The organism is Mycobacterium sp. 94-17 (genome assembly GCF_035617725.1).
GTDB lineage: Bacteria > Actinomycetota > Actinomycetes > Mycobacteriales > Mycobacteriaceae > Mycobacterium.
In genome coordinates this window covers 38,605-62,168 of record NZ_JAPIYN010000016.1, presented here as the reverse complement: position 1 = coordinate 62,168, position 23,564 = coordinate 38,605, and the positions used below count along the sequence as shown (strand labels likewise).

Annotated in this window: 15 protein-coding genes; 8 read left to right on the top strand and 7 right to left on the bottom strand. The window is 68.6% G+C overall.

All coding sequences use genetic code 11. From position 1 onward, the window contains the following. Positions 1-494 precede the first annotated feature (494 nt). The 4 genes from lysX (at position 495) to OQ789_RS18405 (ending at position 6,167) form a co-directional block, all read left to right on the top strand. Positions 495-3,797 (top strand): bifunctional lysylphosphatidylglycerol synthetase/lysine--tRNA ligase LysX, encoded by a 3,303-nt coding sequence (gene lysX, locus OQ789_RS18420; RefSeq protein ID WP_324687506.1) that lies wholly within the window; start codon positions 495-497, stop codon positions 3,795-3,797. Positions 3,798-3,873: 76 nt separating this feature from the next. After that, complete coding sequence (locus tag OQ789_RS18415) at positions 3,874-5,358, top strand: alpha/beta hydrolase (protein WP_324687505.1); 1,485 nt, start codon at positions 3,874-3,876, stop codon at positions 5,356-5,358. A 5-nt stretch (positions 5,359-5,363) separates the two neighbouring features. Next, positions 5,364-5,783 (top strand): DUF6653 family protein, encoded by a 420-nt coding sequence (locus tag OQ789_RS18410; RefSeq protein ID WP_324687503.1) that lies wholly within the window; start codon positions 5,364-5,366, stop codon positions 5,781-5,783. 135 nt (positions 5,784-5,918) lie between these two features. Further along, complete coding sequence (locus OQ789_RS18405; protein WP_324687502.1) at positions 5,919-6,167, top strand: hypothetical protein; 249 nt, start codon at positions 5,919-5,921, stop codon at positions 6,165-6,167. Between the two features lie 98 nt (positions 6,168-6,265). Here the strand turns inward: OQ789_RS18405 and uvrA are convergent, their stop codons facing one another. Next, a complete protein-coding gene (gene uvrA / locus OQ789_RS18400; protein ID WP_324687501.1) occupies positions 6,266-9,181 on the bottom strand; it encodes an excinuclease ABC subunit UvrA in 2,916 nt (971 codons plus the stop codon). A gap of 202 nt (positions 9,182-9,383) precedes the next feature. Here uvrA and OQ789_RS18395 point away from each other — a divergent pair, with 202 nt between their 5' ends. Beyond that, positions 9,384-10,061, top strand: a complete 678-nt coding sequence (locus OQ789_RS18395) for an MBL fold metallo-hydrolase (protein ID WP_324687500.1) — start codon at positions 9,384-9,386, stop codon at positions 10,059-10,061. A 28-nt stretch (positions 10,062-10,089) separates the two neighbouring features. Here OQ789_RS18395 and OQ789_RS18390 read toward each other — a convergent pair whose 3' ends face one another. Continuing rightward, complete coding sequence (locus OQ789_RS18390) at positions 10,090-10,533, bottom strand: universal stress protein (protein WP_324687498.1); 444 nt, start codon at positions 10,531-10,533, stop codon at positions 10,090-10,092. Positions 10,534-10,817: 284 nt separating this feature from the next. Here OQ789_RS18390 and OQ789_RS18385 point away from each other — a divergent pair, with 284 nt between their 5' ends. Continuing rightward, positions 10,818-12,401 carry a glycosyltransferase family 39 protein gene (locus tag OQ789_RS18385; RefSeq protein WP_324687497.1) on the top strand — a complete coding sequence of 528 codons (1,584 nt, stop codon included), beginning with the start codon at positions 10,818-10,820 and terminating at the stop codon, positions 12,399-12,401. Positions 12,402-12,416: 15 nt separating this feature from the next. Here the strand turns inward: OQ789_RS18385 and OQ789_RS18380 are convergent, their stop codons facing one another. From OQ789_RS18380 to OQ789_RS18370, 3 genes are all read right to left on the bottom strand, one after another. Next, the gene (locus OQ789_RS18380) at positions 12,417-13,835 is read right to left on the bottom strand and encodes an MFS transporter (protein ID WP_324687496.1); all 1,419 of its coding nucleotides are present in this window, start codon (positions 13,833-13,835) and stop codon (positions 12,417-12,419) included. 57 nt (positions 13,836-13,892) lie between these two features. Next, positions 13,893-16,052 (bottom strand): excinuclease ABC subunit UvrB, encoded by a 2,160-nt coding sequence (uvrB, locus tag OQ789_RS18375; RefSeq protein ID WP_324687495.1) that lies wholly within the window; start codon positions 16,050-16,052, stop codon positions 13,893-13,895. A 249-nt stretch (positions 16,053-16,301) separates the two neighbouring features. After that, positions 16,302-18,359 (bottom strand): serine/threonine-protein kinase, encoded by a 2,058-nt coding sequence (locus tag OQ789_RS18370; RefSeq protein WP_324687494.1) that lies wholly within the window; start codon positions 18,357-18,359, stop codon positions 16,302-16,304. Between the two features lie 306 nt (positions 18,360-18,665). On the opposite strand from OQ789_RS18370, the gene OQ789_RS18365 reads away from it, so the two are divergent. Together OQ789_RS18365 and OQ789_RS18360 are read left to right on the top strand one after the other, a co-directional pair. Next, a complete protein-coding gene (locus OQ789_RS18365) occupies positions 18,666-21,425 on the top strand; it encodes an FHA domain-containing protein (RefSeq protein WP_420716148.1) in 2,760 nt (919 codons plus the stop codon). Positions 21,426-21,521: 96 nt separating this feature from the next. After that, positions 21,522-21,971, top strand: coding sequence for a DUF402 domain-containing protein (locus tag OQ789_RS18360; RefSeq protein ID WP_324687492.1), 450 nt, complete (start codon positions 21,522-21,524; stop codon positions 21,969-21,971). Here the strand turns inward: OQ789_RS18360 and OQ789_RS18355 are convergent. Together OQ789_RS18355 and sigK are read right to left on the bottom strand one after the other, a co-directional pair. After that, a complete protein-coding gene (locus tag OQ789_RS18355; protein WP_324687491.1) occupies positions 21,952-22,650 on the bottom strand; it encodes an anti-sigma factor in 699 nt (232 codons plus the stop codon). The genes OQ789_RS18360 and OQ789_RS18355 overlap by 20 nt on opposite strands. Further along, positions 22,647-23,210, bottom strand: a complete 564-nt coding sequence (gene sigK, locus OQ789_RS18350) for an ECF RNA polymerase sigma factor SigK (protein WP_324687571.1) — start codon at positions 23,208-23,210, stop codon at positions 22,647-22,649. The genes OQ789_RS18355 and sigK overlap by 4 nt, the downstream gene beginning before the upstream one ends. Positions 23,211-23,564 lie beyond the last annotated feature (354 nt).

The following is a 23,564-nucleotide window of genomic DNA, read 5'->3' as shown; positions in this document are numbered from 1 at the left end:
TTGGGCTTCTGTCGTGACGACCGCCTGGGCCGGTCCGGGAATCAGCGGCGGAAACACCACACCACCAGCAAAAAAGCCCTGCACAAGCAGGGCCCAATGCCGACCGATCACGGCTGGAAGCTACTCGAGCCGCCCGCGCCGCGCGCGGAACAGGCATCCGCGATGCCTGTGACCGGACCGCCGAACCTTTGCAAGATCCGCACTGGGATTTCATCGGCTCGCGGTGGGAGTGGGACTCCACTTAACTGTTCCTGGCATTCGCCGGGATGGTCGCAGGCGCAAGTTTAGCAGCCTTGAGGTGGGTTTTAGCACTTCGGCCGCATACCCCCGCCGCGACGGGCCCCCGGCCGGCCCGGCGGCGGCCAGAAGAAAGCGCCCGAAAACCCGTGCCCGCCACACTCAGCGCTTAGACAAGCTTTTCACGGATTGAGGGCATATCCTCGCGGTCTGTGACTGTCGCTTTTCCTCGTTCAGGTCCTCGTTCGGGGCCGCGTGTGCAGCCCGGTGGCCGGCCGAACTCGCGATATCGCTGGGTGCCCGCTGCGGCCGGGTGGACCGTGGGCGTCATCGCCACGGTGTCACTACTTGCCAGCGTGTCCCCGGGGATCAGGTACCTGATCAAAGTCCCGCGCGAGTTCATCAACGACTACCTGTTCAACTTCCCGGACACCAGCATCGCGTGGTCGTTCATCCTGGCGTTGCTGGCCGCGGCGCTGACCGCGCGCAAGCGCATCGCCTGGCTGGTGTTGCTGGGCAACATGATCCTGGCCGCGGCGCTGAACGCCGCCGACATCGCCGCGGGCGACAACACCGCCGCCGAGACCTTCGGCGAGAACCTCGGGCTGACGCTGCACATCGCGGCGATCGTCCTGCTGGTGCTGGCCTACCGGGAGTTCTGGGCCAAGGTCCGCCGGGGCGCGCTGGTCAAGGCGGCCGCGGTGCTGGTCGCAGGCGACGTGGTGGGGATCCTGGTGTCCTGGGGCCTGGTCGAGTTGTTCCCGGGAACCCTGGCCCGCCCGGACCGCCTGCCGTACGTGGCCAACCGGGTGGTCGGGTTCGCGATCGCGGATCCGGACCTGTTCACGGGCCGGCCGCACGTGTTCCTCAACGCGATCTTCGGGCTGTTCGGTGCGCTGGCGCTGATCCTGGCGACGATCGTGCTCTTCCAATCCCAGCGGGCCGAGAACGCGCTGACCGGTGAGGACGAGTCGGCGATCCGCGGGCTGCTCGAGCTGTACGGCAAGAACGACTCCCTGGGCTACTTCGCCACCCGCCGCGACAAGTCGGTGGTCTTCGCCCACAGCGGGCGCGCCGCCATCACCTACCGGGTCGAGATCGGTGTCTGCCTGGCCAGCGGCGACCCGATCGGCGACCCCAGAGCCTGGCCGCAGGCCATCGACGCCTGGCTGGGCCTGTGCCAGACCTACGGCTGGGCGCCCGGCGTGATGGGCGCCAGCACGCAGGGCGCGCGGGCGTATCGCGAGGGCGGCCTCAACGCGCTCGAGCTCGGCGACGAAGCCATCCTGCGGACCGCCGACTTCAAGCTGTCCGGCCCCGATATGCGCGGGGTCCGTCAGGCCGTGACTAGGGCCCGCAGGGCGGGGTTGACGGTGCGGATCCGGCGACACCGCGACATCTCCGCCGACGAGATGGCCGACACCATCGCCCGCGCCGACGCCTGGCGGGACACCCAGACCGAACGCGGCTTTTCCATGGCGCTGGGCCGGCTCGGCGACTCCGCCGACGGGGACTGCCTGCTGGTCGAAGCGCTGGACCGCGACGGCAGCGTGGTGGCGATGCTGTCGCTGGTTCCGTGGGGCACCACCGGCGTCTCCCTGGACCTGATGCGCCGGTCGCCGCAGTCCCCCAACGGCACCATCGAGCTGATGGTCAGCGACCTGGCGCTCACCGCCGAAACCATCGGCGTCACCCGCATTTCATTGAACTTCGCCATGTTCCGCTCGGCGTTCGAACAGGGCGCCCAGCTCGGTGCGGGCCCCGTCGCCCGGCTGTGGCGGGGGCTGTTGTTGTTCTTCTCGCGGTGGTGGCAGCTGGAGACGCTGTACCGGTCCAACATGAAATACCAACCGGATTGGGTGCCGCGCTACGCCTGCTACGAGGACGCCCGCCTGATCCCGCGGGTCGGCGTCGCCTCGGCCCTTGCCGAGGGTTTCCTGGTGTTTCCGTTCGGCCGGCGCAAGACGCACACCGGGCACCACCCCGCCGTCCCGGCGCGACTCGCGGAATCCGGACTCCTCCATCACGACGGCAGCGCCCCGGACGTCAGCGCGCTGCGGGAGCGCCGGGACTCCGCCGACGAGGAGGAGCTGAGATCTCGTCTGCCCGAACAGGTTCGGGTGCGGCTGGCCAAGCTGAAGACATTGAAGCGCGAGGGCGTCGACGCGTATCCGGTCGGAGCCCCGCCCAGCCACACCGTCGCCAACGCACTCGACGCGGACGACGCGGACGACATCACCGTCGCGGGCAGGATCTTGCGGATCCGCGACTTCGGCGGGGTGCTGTTCGCCCAGCTGCGTGACTGGTCGGGCGAAATGCAAGTGCTGCTGGACAATTCGCAGCTGCGGCGGGGACGGACCGCCGACTTCACCGCGGCCATCGACCTGGGCGACCTGGTCGAGGTGTCCGGGCACATGGGCTTCTCGAAGAAGGGCAGCCGCTCGCTGATCGTCGCCGACTGGCGGATGATCGCTAAGTGCCTGCGGCCGCTGCCGAACAAGTGGAAGGGGCTGACCGACCCCGAGGCGCGGGTGCGGACGCGCTACGTCGACCTCGCCGTCAATCCCGAGTCGCGTGAGTTGATCAAGGCGCGCAGCGAGGTGTTGCGCTCGGTCCGGCAGACGCTGTTCGACAAAGACTTCATCGAGGTCGAAACCCCGATCCTGCAGCAGATCCACGGCGGGGCCACCGCACGGCCGTTCGTCACGCACATCAATACCTACGACCTGGACCTGTTCCTGCGCATCGCGCCGGAGCTCTACCTGAAGCGGCTGTGTGTCGGCGGCGTGGAGCGCGTCTTCGAACTGGGCCGGGCCTTCCGCAACGAGGGCGTCGACTACAGCCACAACCCCGAATTCACCCTGCTGGAGGCCTACCAGGCCCACGCCGACTACAAGGTGTGGATCGACGGATGCCGCGAGCTCATCCAGAACGCCGCCCGGGCCGCGCACGGCGAGCAGATCGTGCTGCGGCCCGCCGAAGGCGATGGCCGCCTCGAACCCGTCGACATCTCCGGCGTCTGGGCGGTCAAGACCGTCCACGGCGCCGTGTCCGAAGCGCTCGGCGAGCACGTCGACGCCGCCACGCCGCTGTCCACCCTGCGCAGGCTGTCCGATGCCGCGCACATCCCCTATCGGGCGCACTGGGATGCCGGCGCGGTGGTCCTGGAACTGTACGAGCACCTGGTCGAGGACCGGACCGAGGAGCCGACGTTCTACATCGACTTCCCGACGTCGGTGTCGCCGCTGACGCGGCCGCACCGCAGCGAACCCGGCGTCGCCGAGCGGTGGGACCTGGTGGCGTGGGGCGTCGAGCTGGCCACCGCCTACAGCGAGCTCACCGATCCGGTCGAGCAGCGGCGCCGCCTGCAGGAGCAGTCGCTGCTGGCCGCCGGCGGAGATCCCGAGGCGATGGAGCTCGACGAAGACTTCTTGCAGGCAATGGAATACGCGATGCCGCCCACCGGCGGGCTGGGCATGGGCATCGATCGGCTCGTCATGCTCCTAACGGGCCGCAGCATCCGCGAGACGCTGCCGTTCCCGCTGGCCAAGCCGCATTAGCGCCATCCCCGACGTCCAGAAAGCGTGCAGTGAACATTCGGCGATTATGTTCCAGGCCGGTTACCGATAGCTCACAATGAGTCACGTGACAGCACCGATGGACAGCGCACCCGCGCAGTTCCTGGCGAGCAGCCACACCTCGCTCATGCACGGCTGGCTGCCGACGACCATCCAGGTGCTCGCCGCGGTCGTGCTGACGGCGGCGGTCGGCTGGCGCTCGCGCCGCTGGCGCACGGTGTGGTTACCGGCGGCCGCGCTGGCCGGCGGGGTGACTGCCTACCTGACGCACTGGTACATCGTCGACCGCGGGCTCTCCGACGACCCGGCCCCGGCGGCGCTGTGGCTCTGGATCACGCTGACCGGCATGGCGGCCGTGGTGCTGATCCTGGGCTGGCGCACCGCGCGACGCTGGCGGCGCGGCGCCGCGGTGCTGGCTGTCCCCCTGTGCCTACTCAGCACGTCGCTGATGCTCAACCTCTGGGTGGGCTACTTCCCCACCGTGCAATCGGCATGGAGCCAGGTGACGTCGGGACCGCTGCCCGACCAGGCCGACCAGGCCACCGTGACCGCCATGGCCGCCAAGGGAACCCGACCACCGCACGGCACCGTGGTGCCCGTGGCGATCCCCTCGGACGGATCGCACTTCAAACATCGCGGCGAGCTGGTGTATCTGCCGCCCGAATGGTTCGCGACCACCCCGCCCCCGCCGCTGCCGACCGTGATGATGATCGGCGGGCAGTTCAACACGCCGGCGGACTGGACGCGGGCGGGCAACGCGATCACCACGATCGACGAGTTCGCCGCCGTGCACCACGGCACGGCGCCGGTACTGGTGTTCGTGGACTCCGGTGGCGCGTTCAACAACGACACCGAATGCGTCAACGGGGTCCGCGGCAACGCGGCCGACCACCTGACCAAAGACGTTGTGCCCTTCATGGTTTCGACCTTCGGCGTCAGCCCGCACCGGGCCAACTGGGGCGTCGCCGGCTGGTCCATGGGCGGCACCTGCGCCCTGGACCTGACCGTCATGCACCCCGACCTGTTCAGCGCGTTCGTCGACGTCGCCGGCGATTTCTTCCCGAACGCCGGCACAAAGACCCAAACCATCGCCCGGCTGTTCGGTGGCAACGCCGACGCCTGGGCGGCGTTCGACCCGACCACGGTGATCACCCGGCACGGGCCCTACCGCGACGTGGCCGGCTGGTTCGCGATCTCGTCCGACGGCCCGCCGGCGCCACGGCGCGAGCTGCAGCTGAGCGACAGCGGCGCCATCCGCCTGGCCGGACGCGACGCCGCCGCCAACCCTGGCAATCAGACCGCCGCGGCCTATTCCCTGTGTGCGCTCGGCCGCGCGAACGGAATCGACTGCGCGGTGGTGCCGCAGCCCGGCAAGCACGACTGGCCATTCGCGGACCGCGCGTTCGCGGCCTCGCTGCCCTGGCTCGCCGGCGAGCTGGGCACTCCGGGAGTCCCCCGGGCGCCGCTGCCCGCCGCGTCCGCGCCCGCCGCCGGGGCCCCGGTGGTGGTGCCCGCCCAGCACTCGAACACCGCCAAGCGATAACACCCGTGCCGTCCGTCGCGCGCGTGCGGCATGCGGTCTTCGTGCGGCACTGCCATCCGTGGAGCGCGTGGACCCGATGGGCGAGCACACCGCTGGTCCTGGTCCCGATCTGGACGCACCGGAAGGCCCACGCGGTGTGGATTGCGCTGTGGCTGAGCGTGAATCCCTTCGTTTTCGGTAAGCCCGCACACCACCGCGCCTGGTCGACGCGCGCGATGCTGGGCGAAGAGCTGTGGGTCAGCCGTCGCCCGCGCGATGCGGCGGTGGTGGTCAGCACGGCGTCGTCGGCGGCCGCGTTGGGGGCGATCGTCGCCGCGCATCGCCGCCGGCCCGGGCCGGCGCTGGTCGCCATCGTGGCGCAGATGGCGCTGACGCTGGTGTACTGGCAACAGATGGTGCGGTATCTGCAGCGCCAGTCCCGCTAGCCGGACCGACCTACCCTGCACGGCAACATCTTTGAGCGCCAGCCGGCGCGCACTTTCGGTCCCGCTCGGTCGATCCGGCCCGTCGGCGGGAAACGCCGCTCGTACAAGATCAGCCCGCCGCAGTACGGTGGCGGCATGCCCGACGAAGAACCCACCTCCGGCCCAACCCGGCCCGGCCCGGAGTACGACGACGCCGGTGTGCCGACCTTTGAGTCGGTGCGCGACCGGATCGAAGCCCGCTACGCCACCGCCCAAGGTGCCACCGAACTGGACGCGGATTCACCCGAGGGCCGGTCGGTCGACGAACAGTACGACGAACACCAGCGCGCGGCGGCCGAGCGACTGGCCCAGATCCGGGAATCGATGCGGCCCGAGCAGGGTTGAGGACCTCGGTGTCCCCCGGCTACCCCTAGCGGATCACGAGATATACAGTACGCGAACACTTTTCGTCGCTTCGTGTGCGCAGGTTATTTGTCGCGAAGTCAGGCGCTGGCCTTGCGGCGCCGGCTCGATCGTTGCGGAGCAGTCGATGCCGCGGGGCCACGGCCGACCACCTCGGCGAGGAACTTCCCGGTGTAGCTCTCCGGCACCGCCGCGACGTCCTCCGGAGTGCCCTGCGCGACAACGGTTCCGCCCTCCGCCCCGCCTTCCGGACCCATGTCGACGATCCAGTCCGACGTCTTGATGACGTCCAGGTTGTGTTCGATGACGATCACCGTGTTGCCCTTGTCAACAAGGCCGTTAATGACTTTGAGTAGTTTGCGGATGTCATCGAAGTGCAGGCCCGTGGTGGGCTCGTCGAGGATGTACACGGTGCGACCGGTCGAGCGCTTTTGCAGTTCGGCCGCGAGTTTGACGCGCTGCGCCTCGCCGCCGGACAGCGTCGGCGCGGGCTGGCCCAGCCGCACGTATCCCAGCCCGACGTCGACCAGGGTGCGCAGATAGCGGTGGATGCCGGTGATCGGCTCGAAGAAGTCCGCCGCCTCCTCGATGGACATGTCCAGCACTTGGGAGATGGTCTTGCCCTTGTAGTGCACCTCGAGCGTTTCCCGGTTGTACCGGGCGCCATGGCAGACCTCGCACGGCACGTACACGTCAGGCAGGAAGTTCATCTCGATCTTGATGGTGCCGTCGCCGGTGCACGCCTCGCACCGGCCGCCCTTGACGTTGAACGAGAACCGACCGGGTTGGTAGCCACGGACTTTGGCCTCGGTGGTGGCGGCGAACAGGCTGCGGATCTTGTCGAACACCCCGGTATAGGTGGCCGGGTTGGATCGCGGGGTGCGACCGATCGGCGACTGGTCCACCCGCACCAGCTTGTCCAGGTGATCCAGCCCGGTGACCCGGGTGTGACGCCCGGGGACCTGGCGGGCGCCGTTGAGCCGGTTGGCCAGCACCGCGGCCAAGATGTCGTTGACCAGTGTCGATTTGCCGGAACCGGACACGCCGGTCACGGAGGTGAGCACGCCGAGGGGAAACGAGACGTCGATGCCGCGCAGGTTGTGCTCGCGGGCGCCGACGACGGTGAGCTGACGCTTGCGGTCGACCGCGCGCCGCTTCGCCGGCATCTCGATGCGTTCCTTGCCCGACAGGTAGGCGCCGGTGATCGAGTTCTCGTTCGCCAGCAGCTCGGCGTAGGTGCCGCTGTGCACGATCTCACCGCCGTGCTCGCCGGCGCGCGGGCCGATGTCGACGATCCAGTCGGCGTGCGCGATGGTGTCCTCGTCGTGCTCGACGACGATCAGCGTGTTGCCCAAACCCCTTAGCCGGGTGAGGGTTTCGATGAGCCGGCGATTGTCGCGCTGATGCAGCCCGATGGACGGCTCGTCGAGCACGTAGAGCACGCCGACCAGACCGGAACCGATCTGGGTGGCCAGCCGAATGCGTTGCGCCTCACCGCCGGACAGCGTGGCCGCGGCGCGCGACAGCGACAGATACTCCAGGCCGACGTCGAGCAGGAAGCCCAGCCGCGACTGGATCTCCTTGAGCACCTGCCCGGCGATCGCCTTCTCGCGGTGGCCGAGGGTGAGCGCGCTCAGGAAGTCCGCGCAGTCCGAGATCGAGAGTTCACACACCTCGGCGATCGACTTCTTGCCGTGCGACCCCGCGGCCAGGCTCACGGCCAGGATTTCCGGCTTGAGCCGGGTGCCCTCACACTCCGGGCAGGGCACGTCACGCATGAAGCCTTCGTAGCGTTCCTTCATCTGCTCGGACTCGGTTTGCGCCATCTTGCGCTGCAGGAACGCCAGCACGCCTTCGAAATCGGCGTAGTAGGACCGGGTCCGGCCGTACCGGTTCCGGTACCGCACATGCACCTGGTGGTCGGAGCCCTCGAGAATCGCCTTACGCGCCTTGGCCGGCAGCTTGCGCCAGGGGGTGTCGACGTCGAAGCCCAGCTCGTCACCGAGCCCGGCCATCATCCGGATGAAGTACTCCGCGGTGTGGCCCGTCGACCACGGCGCCACGGCTCCCTCCGCCAGGGTGCGCTCGGGGTCGGGCACCACCAGCTCCGGGTCGACTTCCTTGCGGATGCCCAGGCCGCTGCACTCGGGGCAGGCGCCGTAGGGCGAGTTGAACGAGAACGACCGGGGTTCCAGGTCGTCGACCGCCAGGGCGTGCCCGTTGGGGCATGCGAGCTTCTCGGAGAACCGCTGCTCCCGGTTGTGCGCGTCGTGTTCGTGATCGACGAACTCGAGCACCACGATGCCGTCGGCCAGATTCAGCGCGGTTTCCACCGAGTCGGTGAGCCGTTGCTTGGCCGACGTCTTGACGGTCAGGCGGTCCACCACCACCTCGATGTCGTGCTTTTCCTGCTTTTTCAGCTTCGGCGGATCCGTCAGCGGGTGTACGACGCCGTCCACCCGCACCCGGCTGTAGCCCTGGGCGTTGAGCTTCTCGAAGAGGTCGGCGAATTCACCCTTGCGGGTACGCACCACCGGGGCGAGCACCAGGAACCGGGTGCCCTCCGGCATCGCCAACACCTGGTCGACGATTTGCTGCGGGGTCTGGCGGGCGATCCGCTCGCCGCAGGTCGGGCAGTGCGGCGTGCCCGCGCGGGCGTACAGCAGCCGCAGGTAGTCGTAGACCTCAGTGATGGTCCCGACCGTCGACCGCGGGTTGCGGTTGGTGGATTTCTGGTCGATGGACACCGCGGGGGACAGGCCCTCGATGAAGTCGACGTCCGGTTTGTCCATCTGCCCCAGGAACTGGCGCGCGTAGGCGGACAGAGACTCCACGTAGCGGCGCTGCCCCTCCGCGAAAATCGTGTCGAAGGCCAGCGACGATTTGCCCGATCCCGACAGCCCGGTGAAGACGATCAGCGCGTCGCGGGGCAGGTCGAGATCGACGCCCCGCAGGTTGTGCTCGCGGGCGCCCTTGACGATCAGACGGTCAGCCAACGCTGCCCCTCCCAGGAACTATCTGGCGACTTCTGGTAGCCGCACAGCGGAATCCGAACTGGAACTGCGCACGGCGCATTCCATGCTATGTGTCCATACCGACAACCAACGTGCGACCAGTAACGTGACCCCTAGCGACTGGCGCCGACGACGACGATCCCGGCTCGGATGGGCGCCCGGGTGGCATCGAGGAGTGACGCGCATGACTGCAGTGGACGACAACTACACCGGACACGCCGACCCCGGTACCGCGGCCCGCCGGACCCTACCCGGCGCCACGATCCTAAAGGTCTCGGTCGGCCCCATGGACAACAACGTCTATCTGGTCACCTGTTCCGCTACCGGCGAAACCCTGCTGATCGACGCCGCCAACGACGCGGACGTCCTGATCGACCTGATCCGGCACCACGCGCCGAAGGTGTCGCTGATCGTGACCAGCCACCAGCACTTCGACCACTGGCAGGCCCTGCAGGCGGTGGCCGCCGCGACCGGGGCGCCGACCGCCGCCAGCAAGATCGACGCGAAGCCGCTGCCGGTCAAACCAGACCGGTTCCTGGCCAACGGCGACACCGTCCAGGTCGGCGAGCTGACGTTCGACGCCATCCACCTGCGTGGGCACACCCCGGGATCGATCGCGTTGGCCCTGGACGGGCCCGCGGCCGGCGGCGTCACCCAGTTGTTCACCGGCGACTGCCTCTTCCCGGGCGGTGTCGGCAAAACGTCGAAGCCCGGCGACTTCGCCCAGCTGGTCGAGGACGTCAGCACCCGGGTGTTCGACGTGTACGACGACACCACCCTCGTCTACCCCGGCCACGGCGACGACACGGTATTGGGTGCTGAGCGCCCTCACCTGAACGAATGGCGCCAGCGGGGCTGGTAGCCGGCGCCCGCGGCGGTCGAGACGGCGGCTACGCCGTCGTGTGGACGATCAACACGTCGACCTTGGCCCGGCGCGAGACGTTGGCCGGCACCGAGCCCAGCAGCCGGCCGGCGATCGTGCTCAAGCCGACGTTACCGACCACGAGCAGATCGGCGTTCTCCTCCTCGGCCAGGTGCACCAGTGCGTCGACCGGGGCCCCGACGATGGGACGCTCGTCGATGTTGCTCGCGCCGGCGGCGTGGGCGCGGTCCTTGGCGTCACGCAGAATCGCGTAGATCGGCGCGGTGCCCGCGACCTTGTAGCTTTCCTCCCGCAGGGCGTCCGCCGCCCGGGCGTCTTCATGTTGTGGCAGATAGGCCGACGCCACGATCAACTTGGCGTCCGATCCGGCGATCTGTGCCGCCCTCTCTACCGCGCGCATCGACGAGTCCGAGCCATCGGTTCCTACCACCACAGTCCGATAGGCGCCCATTTACCCTCCCAGTTTCGGTTGGTCAGCCAATCCAAGACAGTAGCGCGTTTGCTCGATGCGCAGGAGGCAGATTAACGACACCGGGCGGCGCGTCGCGTCGTCAATTTGCGGGTTCTGGCTGCGACAACGGACAATACCGCCAATGACGGAACAATCGAATGCGCACGGCCTTCGTGAAATGCATTGCACAACGCCCTTTCTCGCAAATGCGCACGGGAAAAGTGAATGCGCCGCACGCGGTTTGTGACCCGCTCCGAGAGCCGCGCCGGAAAGTAACGACCATCATGTCCATGCCCACCCTCGAGCCCGGTGTCGAGCCGCGCGCCGCGGATGTCGCTGCCAAGCCGGCGCGCGGCGGTGGGCGCGGCGGGGCATTCGACCCGTGGGTGATCGCCCTGTTCGCCATCGTGGTCAGCGCCGCCTGGGCCTGCCGGCCGTCGCTCTGGTTCGACGAGGGGGCGACGATTTCGGCGGCGGCCAGCCGGACCCTGCCGGAGCTGTGGCGGCTGCTGAGCCACATCGACGCCGTTCACGGCGCGTACTACCTGTTGATGCACGGCTGGTTCGCGGTGTTCCCGCCCACCGAATTTTGGTCGCGTTTCCCCAGCTCCCTGGCCGTAGGGGCGGCCGCCGCCGGCGTCACGGTCTTCACCCGGCAGTTCTGCACGCGGCCCACGGCGGTGTGTGCCGGCGCGATTTTCGCGATTCTGCCGCGCACCACGTGGGCGGGCATGGAAGCGCGCCCGTACGCCTTCGTGGTCGCCGCCGCCGTCTGGCTGACGGTGTTGGTCGTGGCGACCGTCCGGCGGGACGGTCCGCGTGGGTGGGTCTGGTACGCGCTAGGACTGGCGCTGTCGATGCTGCTCAACCTCAACCTGGTGCTGCTGGTGCCGGTTTACGGCGCGATGCTGCCCCTGCTCGCGGGTAAGGGCGAGCGCAGGTCCGCGGTGCTGGGGTGGGTCGCCGGCTCGGCCGTCGCCGTGGCGGTGACCACGCCGTTCCTCGTGTTTGCCCACAACCAGGTGTGGCAGGTCAACTGGATCTACCCGGTGAGCTGGCATTACGCCTTCGACATCATCCTGCGCCAGTATTTCGACCACAGCGTGGCCTTCGCGATCGCCAGCGCGGTGCTGATCGTCGCGGCGGTCGTGACGCGGCTGGCGGGCGGGCCGGCCCCGACCGGCGACCAGCGCCGGTTGCTGCTCATCGCCGCGGTGTGGATGGTGATCCCCACCGCCCTGGTCGTCGTCTACTCGGCAGTCGTCGAGCCGATCTACTACCCGCGCTATCTGATCTTCACCTCCCCGGCGATGGCCGTCCTGCTGGCGGTCTGCATCGTCACGCTGGCCCGCCGCCCCTGGCCCATCGCCGGCGTGGTGCTGCTCTTCGCCGTCGCCGCGGTGCCGAATTACCTGTTCGTGCAACGCTGGCCGTACGCCAAGGAGGGGTGGGACTACAGCCAGGTCGCCGATCTGATCAGCACCCACGCCGCCCCCGGCGATTGTCTGATGGTGGACAACACGGTGCCGTGGAAGCCCGGGCCGATTCGGGCGCTGCTGGCGACCCGGCCCGCGGCCTTCCGATCGCTGATCGACGTGGAGCGCGGCGCGTACGGCCCGAAGGTGGGATCGCTGTGGGACGGCCACGTGGCGGTCTGGCTGACGACGGCCAAAATCAACAAGTGCCCGGCCATCTGGACCATCACCAACAAGGACGGTTCGCTGCCCGACCATCAGTCCGGTCGATACCTGCCGCCCGGGAGCGCGTTCGGGCGCGCCCCGGCGTACCGGTTCCCGGCCTACCTCGGCTTCCACATCGCGGAGCGCTGGCAGTTCCACTACTCGCAGGTGGTCAAGTCCGTGCGGTGACGGCGGGCCGCCGACTCAGCTCCGGCCGCCGGCCGGCGTGGCCTGCCGGCTGGCGCGCGTCGCCGCGTACGACACCGCCACACCGGCCACGCTCAACGCGGTGAACACGGTGAACAGCAGGTGCGCGGCCATCTCCTCGCCGCCGGTGGCGGTGTTGACGACGACACCGGCCAGCCCTGCCCCGATCGCCGCGGCGGTCAGCTGGACGGTGTTGATCGCCGCGGAAGCGGCGCCGCCTTCGGCCGGGTCGTCGACGGACGCCATCGCGCGGGCCGACAGGTGCGGCCAGGCCATCCCGATCCCGATGCCTGCGACCAGCAGGGCCACCGCCCACAGCGCGGCGGTCCAGGCCGAGCCGTCGCCGCGCCGGGCCACGGCCCCCAGCGCCAGGCCGGACGCGGCCACCAGCGGCGCGACCATCACCACCCGCCCGATCGTCCGGCGGTTCTCCAGCGACGCGCTGACGATCTCGCTGACCGTCCAGCCCAGCGCGAGCGCAGCGCCCAGGAACCCGGCCGCGATCGGTGTCAGGTGGGCCAGGCGCTGACCGAACAGCGGGACGTAGGTGTTGACCATCGCCGCGGCCATCAGCACGCCCATGGTGAGGTAGATCCACTTCAGCGGCCCCGGCGAAAACACGCTGGGCGGCAGGATCGCCGCGTGCATGCGCCAGTCGACGATCACGAACACGCCGACCAGGCCGATGCCCGCCGCGAGCAGCCCGTACGTCGCGGCGGCATTGTGCGGAATCTGCGCGACGCTGACGGCCAGTGCGGCCAGTCCGATGATGAGCAGCGACCACACCGGGACCTTCATCCGCGGCAGTCCGCTCGTCGGGTTGACGCGGGACAGCGCGACGGGAACCAGCAGGGCCATCAGCAAGGTCAGAACGGCCATCGTGACAAACGCCCAGCGCCAGATCCCGAGCTGCGCAAACAGGCCGCCCGTTGTGGGTCCGACCACCGTCGCGACCCCCCACATCGCCGAGACGAGCGCCGAGCCGCGGGTCCACAACCAGCGGGGCAGCGCGGAGTTGATGACCGCGTAGCCCAGGCCGGCCAGCAAACCTCCGGCCACCCCCTGCATGGCCCGCCCGGCGATCAGGATGTGCATGGTGGGTGCCGCGGCGCAGACCAGGCTGGCGATGCCGAACACGGCGAGTCCCAGCAGATAGGACAACCGCGCCCCGATGCGCAGCAGTATCGGGTTGACCATCGTCGCGGCGACCACCGACCCGACGAGATACAGCGTGGTCACCCACGCGTAGAGGCGGCTGCCGCCGATTTCCGCGATGGTGTTGGGCAGCAGGCTGGTGGTCAGGAACTCATTGGTGGCGTACAGCGCGACCCCGCCCGCCAGCAGTACGGAAGTCCTCAGATACCTGGCGCCCAGCAGCTCACGCCAGCCGCCGGTGATAGTCGCCGCGTCGGTCACTCCTCTACCGTATGGCGTCCTGCGGCGACGCCAGCCGGAGATCGGTTGTCAGCAAACTCATTTCAGGCCGGCGGCGTCCATGCCCCGCAGTTCCTTTTTCAGGTCGGCGATCTCGTCGCGGAACCGCGCCGCCAGCTCGAACTGCAAGTCGCGGGCCGCGGCCATCATCTGGGCGGTGAGGTCCTTGATCAGGTCGGCGAGTTCGGCGCGCGGCATGTTGGCCGTGTCGCGGCCCTCGAACACCCCCGCGCTCACCGCGCGGCCCGGCTCACCCTGAGCGCGCCGGCCGCGCGACGAATTGCGCCCCGACCCGCCGATCTCCACGCTCTCGCTGTCGTCCGCTTCGCGGTATACCTGGTCGAGGATGTCGGCGATCTTCTTGCGCAGCGGCTGCGGATCGATGCCGTGGGCCTCGTTGTACGCGATCTGCTTCGCCCGCCGCCGCTCGGTCTCGTCAATGGCCTCCTTCATCGAATCGGTGATGGTGTCGGCGTACATGTGCACCTCGCCGGAGACGTTGCGGGCGGCGCGGCCGATGGTTTGAATCAGGCTGCGCGAGGACCGCAGGAAGCCCTCTTTGTCGGCGTCCAGGATCGCGACCAGGGACACCTCCGGCAGGTCCAGGCCCTCGCGCAGCAGGTTGATGCCGACGAGTACGTCGTATTCGCCCAGCCGGAGCTGGCGCAGCAGCTCGACCCGGCGCAGCGTGTCGACCTCGGAGTGCAGATAGCGGACCCGGATCCCCATCTCGAGCAGGTAGTCGGTGAGGTCCTCGGCCATCTTCTTGGTCAGCGTCGTGACGAGCACCCGCTGGTCGGCCTCGGTGCGCTTGCGGATCTCGCCGATCAGGTCGTCGATCTGGCCTTTGGTCGGCTTGACCACGACTTTCGGGTCCACCAGGCCGGTGGGCCGGATCACCTGCTCAACGAACTCGCCGCCGGACTGGCTGAGCTCGTAGGGGCCCGGCGTGGCCGACAGGTACACGGTCTGCCCGATCCTGTCGGCGAACTCCTCCCAGGTCAGCGGGCGGTTGTCGCAGGCTGACGGCAGCCGGAATCCGTATTCGACCAGGTTGCGCTTGCGCGACATGTCGCCCTCGTACATGCCGCCGATCTGCGGCACTGTGACGTGCGATTCGTCGATGACCAGCAGGAAGTCTTCTGGGAAGTAGTCCAGCAGCGTGGCCGGCGGGGTGCCCGGCCCGCGGCCGTCGATGTGGCGCGAGTAGTTCTCGATGCCCGAGCAGAAGCCGACCTGGCGCATCATCTCGATGTCGTAGTTGGTGCGCATCCTCAGGCGTTGCGCCTCGAGCAGCTTGCCCTGGCCCTCCAGCTCGGCGAGCCGCTCGGCCAGCTCCGCCTCGATGGTCGAGATCGCCTGCGCCATCCGCTCCGGGCCGGCGACGTAGTGGGTGGCCGGGAAAATCCGCAGCGAGTCGACCTGGCGGATCACGTCCCCCGTCAGCGGGTGTAGGTAGTACAGCGCCTCGACCTCGTCGCCGAAGAACTCGATCCGCACCGCCAGCTCTTCGTAGGACGGGATGATCTCCACCGTGTCGCCGCGCACCCGGAACGAGCCGCGGGTGAACGACAGGTCGTTGCGGGTGTACTGGACGTCGACCAGCAGCCGCAGCAGCGCGTCCCGGGGCACCTCGGTGCCCACCCGCAGCTCGACTGAGCGGTCCAGGTACGACTGCGGCGTTCCCAGGCCGTAGATGCACGACACCGACGCCACCACCACCACGTCACGCCGCGACAACAGCGAGGACGTCGCGGAGTGTCGTAAGCGCTCGACGTCGTCGTTGATCGAGCTGTCCTTCTCGATGTAGGTGTCGGTCTGCGCGATGTACGCCTCGGGCTGGTAGTAGTCGTAGTACGAGACGAAGTATTCAACCGCGTTGTGCGGCAACATCTCTCGCAACTCATTGGCCAGCTGGGCGGCCAGCGTCTTGTTGGGCGCCATCACCAGGGTCGGCCGCTGCAGCCGCTCGATGAGCCAGGCGGTGGTGGCCGACTTGCCGGTTCCGGTGGCGCCGAGCAGCACGATGTCGCGCTCCCCCACCTTGATCCGGCGTTCCAGCTCCTCGATGGCGGCCGGCTGGTCCCCGGCGGGATCGTGCGGGCTGACCACCTCGAAGTGGCCGCCGACGCGGACGACGTCGTCGACGGCGCGGTACTCCGAATGCGCGACTACGGGATGTTCCGTGGCGAATGCCATGGCACCAGGGTAGGACCGAGCACCGACAAGCGCGGTACAGCCGGTTTTCCCAGGCGCATGTGCCGTGGCGCCGCGGACACATCCGTCACATCGGCAGCTGGGGGAAGGACTCGAAAAAAACTCGGAAAACTCGGGAAAGGACTCGGGAAGGACTCTGGAAAAACAGGGTGATTCCCAAACCTGCTGGCACATGCGCTAGCAGGTTTGGAACTCAACTAGTGGTACCCGGATACCGACCGACGCGGACAGCTACCCCGGCGGCCGCGTCCACGTCCGGGTGATCGGATCGCATTGCAGCAGGTGGCCATCGCTGGAGGTGCTCATCGCGAACACCGGCGTGTTCGGCCGGTCGCAGGAGCCGCCCGCGGCGTGCACGCCCACCGTGATCGGCGCCTTCGCCCAGCTGCTGCCTTCGCAGACGATCTGCTCGTTGTTGGTCGGGTCGTAGGCGACTTTGCCCACGTCGCCGCACAGCCCGCCGAGCACCGCCGGGGCGGACGCGGGGGCCGAGGTGTTGATGACCTGGGTGGGGTCGCTCAACGTCAGCTTCGCGGGCACGTCGCCGGTCCGGGTGGCCACCACCGGCACCCGCACCACCGCCCCCTGCGCGCCGCACTCCCCACTGAGCACGGTCTCCGTCAGCGTGCCGCGCAGCGTGCCGTCGGCCTGCGGCGCCAGCGACCAGGCGCTGGTTTCCTGCTGGGTGGCCCTGACCTGCCCGTTGGGCTGAGTGCAGCCCACCCGCTGCTGCACCGGGGCGCCCTGCCAGTAGCCACCGACGAAGCGCAGGGTGTCGGTCTGTCCGCCGTCGGCCGTGTCGGCCACCTGGTGGGTGGCATCGTCCAGCTGGGTCCCGGTGGCCGCACATCCGTTGGCCGTGCACGCCGACCGGAACGCCCACCAGCCGGTCGCGGGCCCGCCGTGGCGGATCGAGATGCCGTTGGTGGTGCGCTTGGTCTGGTCGTAGTCCAGCCGGTAAGTCCCTTGGAGCACCGGGCCGCCCGGGGTGGGCACGGCACTCGCGGCCGGGACGGACGGTTTCGACGCCAGCGCGGGGTTGGCCGGCGGCGTATCGGGCTGGAAGGAGTAGAGGATGGACCAGGTCGCCGCGACGGCGATGAGCACCGCGCACACCAGTGCGGTCCCCCACCGGGTCTTCGACGAAAATCGTCGGCTCAGGCCGGCGCTGACGCCACCGGGCCTGCGCCGGCGATGCGGCGCCGACGCCAGGACGCCGCCGGCGACGTCGGAGCCGTCGTCCAGCGACTCGCTGACGGCGGCCGCGAACGCGCGGCACCGCTCGAACCTCTCCTCGGGTTGTTTGGCGAGGGCCCGGAAGAACACCTCGTCCAGCTCGGCCAGCTCGGGCCGCACGTCGCTGAGCCGGGGAGGCTCCTCGTGCAGGTGCTGACTGATCACCGCGATCGGGTTGGAGTGCTGAAACGGCGGCGCCCCGGTGAGGAGATGGAAAGCCGTTGCGGCCAAAGCGTATTGGTCCGCCCGGCCGTCGATGGGCGAACCCGTCAGCTGCTCGGGTGCCGCGTACGCCACGGTGCCGACGGCGACGTTGGTTTCGGTGATCCCGCTGATGTCACCCAGGTGACGGGCGACACCGAAGTCCGCCAACAGGATTCGGCGCTGCCCCTCTTCGGGATGGGTGAGCAGGATGTTGGCGGGCTTGACGTCGCGGTGTAGCAGGCCGCGGTCGTGGGCATAGTCCAGCGCGCCGGCGACCGCGTGCACGATGGCGCACACCTCGCGGATCGGCATGCCGTCGGTGTAGTTCTCCTTCACCAGCCGCGAGGCATCGGTGCCCTCGACGTAGTCCATCGAGATCCACAGATGCCCGTTGAATTCGCCACGGTCGTGCACACCGACGATGTGCGGATGCCACAGCGTCGCCGCGAGATCGGCCTCCCGGTTGAATCTTTCGCGGAATTCGCGGTCGGCGGTCACCGCCTCGGCAAGGACTTTGATCACGTCGCGGCGCGGCAGCCGGGGATGCAGCGCGAGATACACCTCGGCCATGCCGCCGGCGCCCAGCTGCCGCAGAATCGTGTAGCCGGCGAACGACGCGCCGTTGCCCACCGCGGGGCGCGACCCCGAGGATTCGTTGAGCTGTTGTGCCACCACGGGTTCGGGGCTCGGCGCCGAATCGACGGGAGGTATCCGGCGGAACAGCTGACTGATCGGCAGGGCGGGCAACGAATGAAAACCCGCGCGCAGCGCCGCACGGGCTTGGCGTGGATTGCTCAGCAACCCTCGCCCGGCGCCGATGCGCCGGGTGGTCCCCTTGTGCTCGTTCATCAAATGTCTCGCCCCCTCGTGTTCCGGCACCGCCCGGGCATCGCCGCACTGCACTGCGGATCGCGCCCCCGGGCATGTGCATCGGCGATTGGGCCCTCCGACTCCGTCTCGCTGTCGGCCGGCACGGCACTGTGCTCGGCACGCGCGGACACAATCGCAAAGCGCTACCCCCACCGAATAATGCCGCACCGCGGTAGGCGATTCGTCGTAGCAAGCTATGAACTCACTATGAGTGGCCGAATCGAAACAAAGCGAAGACACAGCCGGGTCCAATAGAGCGCGCCGCCGAACCGGGCCGATACTTGAGTGGTGACTCGACCCGCCCCGCCCATCCTGACAATTCGGCACGACGGGTCCCAACGATCCTTCGCGGCCGGCCACGAGGTGGTCGTCGGACGCGACACGCAAGCCGATGTGCGGATCGCCGATCCACGCATCTCGCGCGTGCATCTCGTCCTGCGGTTCGAGCAGGGCCGGTGGCTGGCAATCGACAACGGCTCGCTGAACGGGACCTACCTCAACGGTTACCGGATGCCGGTGGTCGATATCCACGACGGGCAGAGCATTCACATCGGAAACCCCCAAGGCCCCTGCCTGACGTTCGCTATCGGGCCGCAGACGGGTCACGCCGGCCGCCCGCCCCGGACCCGGCCGAGCCACGACTCGGGGCCGCCGACCCTGGCGTGGTCCGCGCTTGCCGAGCAAACCAACCCGACACACCCGCCGCGGCGCCCGCAGGCGCCGCCCGGCGGTCCTAACCGGGACGCGGCCCGCAGCGGTCCGCAGAGCGCGCCGTCACGCCCGGCGGCACCCCGCCGGCCGGCGAGACCACCGGCCGCACCGCCGCGGCAGCCGGCGCAGCCACCACGCCAGGGGCCACCGCCCCGCAGGCCGTCACCACAGGCGCCCCGGGCCACTCCCGCCGACGAGCTGACCGTCATCGATCCCGGCTCCCCGGCAAGGTCGCAGGTCACCCCGCCCGCGCCGAGCGAGGCCGAGGCGGCGTCGGCGCCCGCCGCCACACCCGCGGCGGAATTCACCGTGATCGATGCCAAAACCGCTGACGTGTCCAATCTGGCGACGCGCTTTGTGAAATTGCTCTCGCCGCGCGCGTCGTCGGCCGCGGGCACGGCCGGCGCCAGGACGATCGGCCGCGCCCCCGAGAACGACATCGTCGTCTCCGACGTCCTGGCCTCACGTCGGCACGCCACCCTGGTGCCCACCCCGCTCGGCACCGAGATCCGGGACAACAGCGTCAACGGAACGTTCGTGAACGGGACCCGGGTCGGGTCGGCCATCCTGTCCGAAGACGACATCGTCACCATCGGCAACGTCGACCTGCTGTTCCGCGACGGCACCCTGACCGAGCGCAGCGGCGCGACCGCCCGCACCGGCGGCCTCGAAGTGCGCAACGTCCGGTACGTCGTCGACAACGGCAAACAATTGCTGGACGACATCTCGCTGACCGCCCGCCCCGGCACGCTGACCGCCGTGATCGGCGGTTCGGGCGCCGGAAAGAGCACCCTGGCCCGGCTGATCGCCGGGTACACCACCCCGTCCTCGGGTTCGGTGACGTTCGAGGGGCACAACATTCACGCCGAGTACGCGTCGCTGCGCAGCAGGATCGGCATGGTCCCGCAGGACGATGTGGTGCATCGCCAGCTGACCGTCAACCAGGCGCTGGGCTACGCCGCCGAGCTGCGGCTGCCACCGGACACCAGCAAAGCGGACCGCGCCAGTGTCGTCGCCCAGGTGCTCGACGAACTCGACCTGACCAAGCACGCCGACACCCGCGTCGAGAAGCTGTCCGGCGGGCAACGCAAACGCGCCTCGGTGGCGCTCGAGCTGCTGACCGGGCCGTCGCTGCTGATCCTCGACGAGCCGACGTCGGGTCTGGATCCCGCACTGGACCTGCAGGTCATGACGATGCTGCGCCAGCTGGCCGATGCCGGTCGGGTGGTGCTGGTCGTGACGCATTCGCTGTCCTACCTGGACGTGTGCGACCAGGTGTTGCTGATGGCCCCCGGCGGCAAGACCGCCTACTGTGGCGCGCCCGACCAGATCGGCGGGGCGATGGGCACCGCCAACTGGGCCAAGATCTTCACCCAGGTCGGCGCGGACCCCGACGAGGCCAACCGCCGCTTCCTGGAGCGCAGCGAGGCGCAGAAGCGGCCCCAGCAGTACCTGACGGACAAGGGCGGCGAGCCGAGCAGCCTGGGCGAACCGGTGCACACCAGTGTGCGCCGCCAGATCTCGACCATCGCGCGCCGGCAGGTCCGCCTGGTGATCGCCGACCGCGCCTATTTCGTCTTTCTCGCGGTGCTGCCGTTCATCCTGGGCTCGCTGTCGCTGACCGTCCCGGGCAGCAACGGATTTCATCTTCCCGCGCCCAACGCGGGCACACCGGACGAGGCCGCGCAGATACTGGCCCTCCTGATGCCGGCAGCGGCATTCATGGGCACCGCCTTGACAATTCGCGACCTGGTCGGCGAACGCGCCATCTTCCAGCGTGAGCAGGCGGTGGGGCTGTCGACCACCGCCTACCTGCTCGCCAAGACCGCGGTGTTCTGTGGGTTCGCGGTGCTGCAGTCGGCGATCGTCACGGCCATCGTGGTGATCGGCAAGAGCGCCCCGACGCGCGGCGCGGTGCTGTTCGGGCACTCGACCGCCGGGGCCACCTTCGAACTGTTCACCACCGTTGCGGCGACGTGTGTCGCCTCGGCCATTCTCGGCCTGGCGATTTCGTCGCTGGTGCGCTCCAGCGAGCAGATCATGCCGCTGTTCGTGGTCACGGTGATGGCGCAGCTGGTGCTCTGCGGCGGCATGGTCCCGGTGACCGGCAGGCTCGGTCTGAACCAGCTGTCATGGGCGATGCCGGCGCGCTGGGGCTACGGCGCGGCGGCCTCGACGGTAGATCTGCGCCACCTGGTGCCCGATTCGCTGCTGTCGCAAGATCGGTTCTGGCAACACACGTCGAAGATCTGGCTGCTCGACATGGGCATGCTGGCCGCCCTGTCGCTGTTCTACGCCGGCTTCGTGCGATGGAAGATCCGGTTGCGCCGATAGCGAATCGCACAGCAGCGGTAGGGTGACACCATTCACCCGCCCAAGCACGAAACGTTCGACCTGCTGGCCCGCACCAACACCGATCCCAAAGGCATCGTGCGGACCGTCGACGAATACGCAGTGCAGCCGTGGGGCCTCTACATAGCCCGCCCCACTCCCGGTCGCGCCCAGTTCCATTACCTCGAGTCGTGGCTGCTGCCGTCGTTGGGCTTGCGCGCCACCGTGTTTCATTTCAATCCCGGGCACGAACGCGACCATGACTACTACCTGGACGTGGGCGAGTACCTGCCCGGCCCCACCGTGTGGCATTCCGAAGACCACTACCTGGACATCGAGGTCCGCACCGGCGCAAGAGCCGAAGTCACCGATATCGATGAGTTGCTGGACGCCGTCCGCCACGGATTGCTGACTCCCGAGGCTGCCGAGCGGGCGGTGCGACGCGCCGTTGCCGCCGTCGACGGGTTGGCGGGCAACGACTATGACCTGTCGAGGTGGCTGGCCCACCAGGGCATCACGCTGACCTGGTTCAGCTCAACGGAAGTTTGAGAAACGGTGTTGTCGTTGGCCGGGCGGATCCTCGTCCGGGTTCGGCGGTGAACGCCAGCGCGGTGCTGCGCCCAAGGTCGGGAAGTATGGCGGTAGTGGACGGCTTGATGTTGCCGGCGTCCATCGTTCCTGCCGGTCGTGGCCCATTCGGGTCAAGTAGCCACATCTCGTAGACGGTCCCGGGGCCAGGCGGGGCAACGTTGTTCATCACGACCACCGCCGCATTACGCTGCCGTGAGAACACAATGGTGGCGGTGCCACCGGTCGGCAGTTCCGCGCTCGCGGTGTGAACATCTGACGCAGCGAAGACATCTTGCGCGGTCGACGATGTGGGCGCCTTGTGCAGAGTCATGGTGATGCCGGTCGCGATCACCGCGGCGACCATGGCGGCGGCGGCGGCCAATGCGACTGTGCGCCAACGATTCCAGCGTGAACGGGTGGGTTCGACGGCCTCCAAGACCTTGCTGCGCAGCGCTGGCGGGGGGTCGAGTTCGGTGTGCGCCGACACGACTGCCATCGTCTCGCGCACCGCCCGCACTTCGGCATGAAACGCCGCGGCGACCGACGGTGGCACAGCGGCGATGCGCTGCTCGATGTCTGCTCGTTCGCTATCCGATACGGCGTCCAGCGCGTAGGCGCTGGCCAGTTCGAGCAGGGTGAAATCGGATGGGTCACTCATGGCACATCCAAACAACGACGGAGTTTGCTCAACGCATCTCGCATCCGCGATTTGATCGTCGACGGGTTCTGCGCGAGCTGCACGGAAACCTGGGCATATGTCAGACCCTGATAATAGGCCAATTCGATGCATTGACGCTGGGCCGGCGTCAGGCCCTGTAGACATTGGACAACCCGGTCGCGCTCATCGCGGGCAAGGGCCGCATCGACGACAACGTCGCGGTCGCGCTCGACATCGCCAGCGCCATAACGTGATTCGCGATCGGTAGCGGCTTGTTCCACCCGGACTCGATCGACGGCCCGACGGTGCGCAAGCGACAAGATCCACGCCACCGCACTTCCCGCCGCTGGATCATAGGCACGGGCATTGCGCCACAACTGCAGATAGATTTCCTGGGTCGTCTCCTCGCTGTATCCGGGATCACGAAGAATCCGGATTACCAAGCCGAACACTCGGGCGCGCGTCTGATCGTACAACTGCGCGAACGCATCGACATCCTGCTCGGCCACCCGGCGGAGCAACGTGTCGAGTTCGCCGCCGGTGCGCGCCGAACTGCCCATGGCGCGATAGCGTAGCGAGTCCCGCCGCGCCGCCTGCACGCGCGGCGACTCACCGACTACGACGACCTCCATAACGGGTATTCGGGGCCGAGCCAGCCCTGGACGTTGCGTGGAACCCGATTGGACGGCCCGTGCCCACTCTTGCACCCAAATTCCGTCCAAAGCCCAACCGTCTCCGAATGACTTCATGTCTCGGCCGAAAACGGTGGCTCACGGCCGCCCACGACGAATGGAGTCGAACGCATGACAAACGCTCGGGCCAGAACGGTCGCTGCCACGGGTCTGGCGGCGACCGCACTGCTAATTGGCTTATCAGGATGTTCGAGTAAGAACTCCGCGTCTGAGCCGACCACG

Coding starts and splice junctions, on each gene's coding strand:
- OQ789_RS18415 (WP_324687505.1), top strand. CDS start 3,874: ATGAGTCACGTGACAGCACCGATGGACAGCGCACCCGCGCAGTTCCTG.
- OQ789_RS18405 (WP_324687502.1), top strand. CDS start 5,919: ATGCCCGACGAAGAACCCACCTCCGGCCCAACCCGGCCCGGCCCGGAG.
- OQ789_RS18395 (WP_324687500.1), top strand. CDS start 9,384: ATGACTGCAGTGGACGACAACTACACCGGACACGCCGACCCCGGTACC.
- OQ789_RS18390 (WP_324687498.1), bottom strand. CDS start 10,533: ATGGGCGCCTATCGGACTGTGGTGGTAGGAACCGATGGCTCGGACTCG.
- OQ789_RS18385 (WP_324687497.1), top strand. CDS start 10,818: ATGTCCATGCCCACCCTCGAGCCCGGTGTCGAGCCGCGCGCCGCGGAT.
- uvrB (WP_324687495.1), bottom strand. CDS start 16,052: ATGGCATTCGCCACGGAACATCCCGTAGTCGCGCATTCGGAGTACCGC.
- OQ789_RS18370 (WP_324687494.1), bottom strand. CDS start 18,359: ATGAACGAGCACAAGGGGACCACCCGGCGCATCGGCGCCGGGCGAGGG.
- OQ789_RS18355 (WP_324687491.1), bottom strand. CDS start 22,650: ATGAGTGACCCATCCGATTTCACCCTGCTCGAACTGGCCAGCGCCTAC.
- sigK (WP_324687571.1), bottom strand. CDS start 23,210: ATGGGCAGTTCGGCGCGCACCGGCGGCGAACTCGACACGTTGCTCCGC.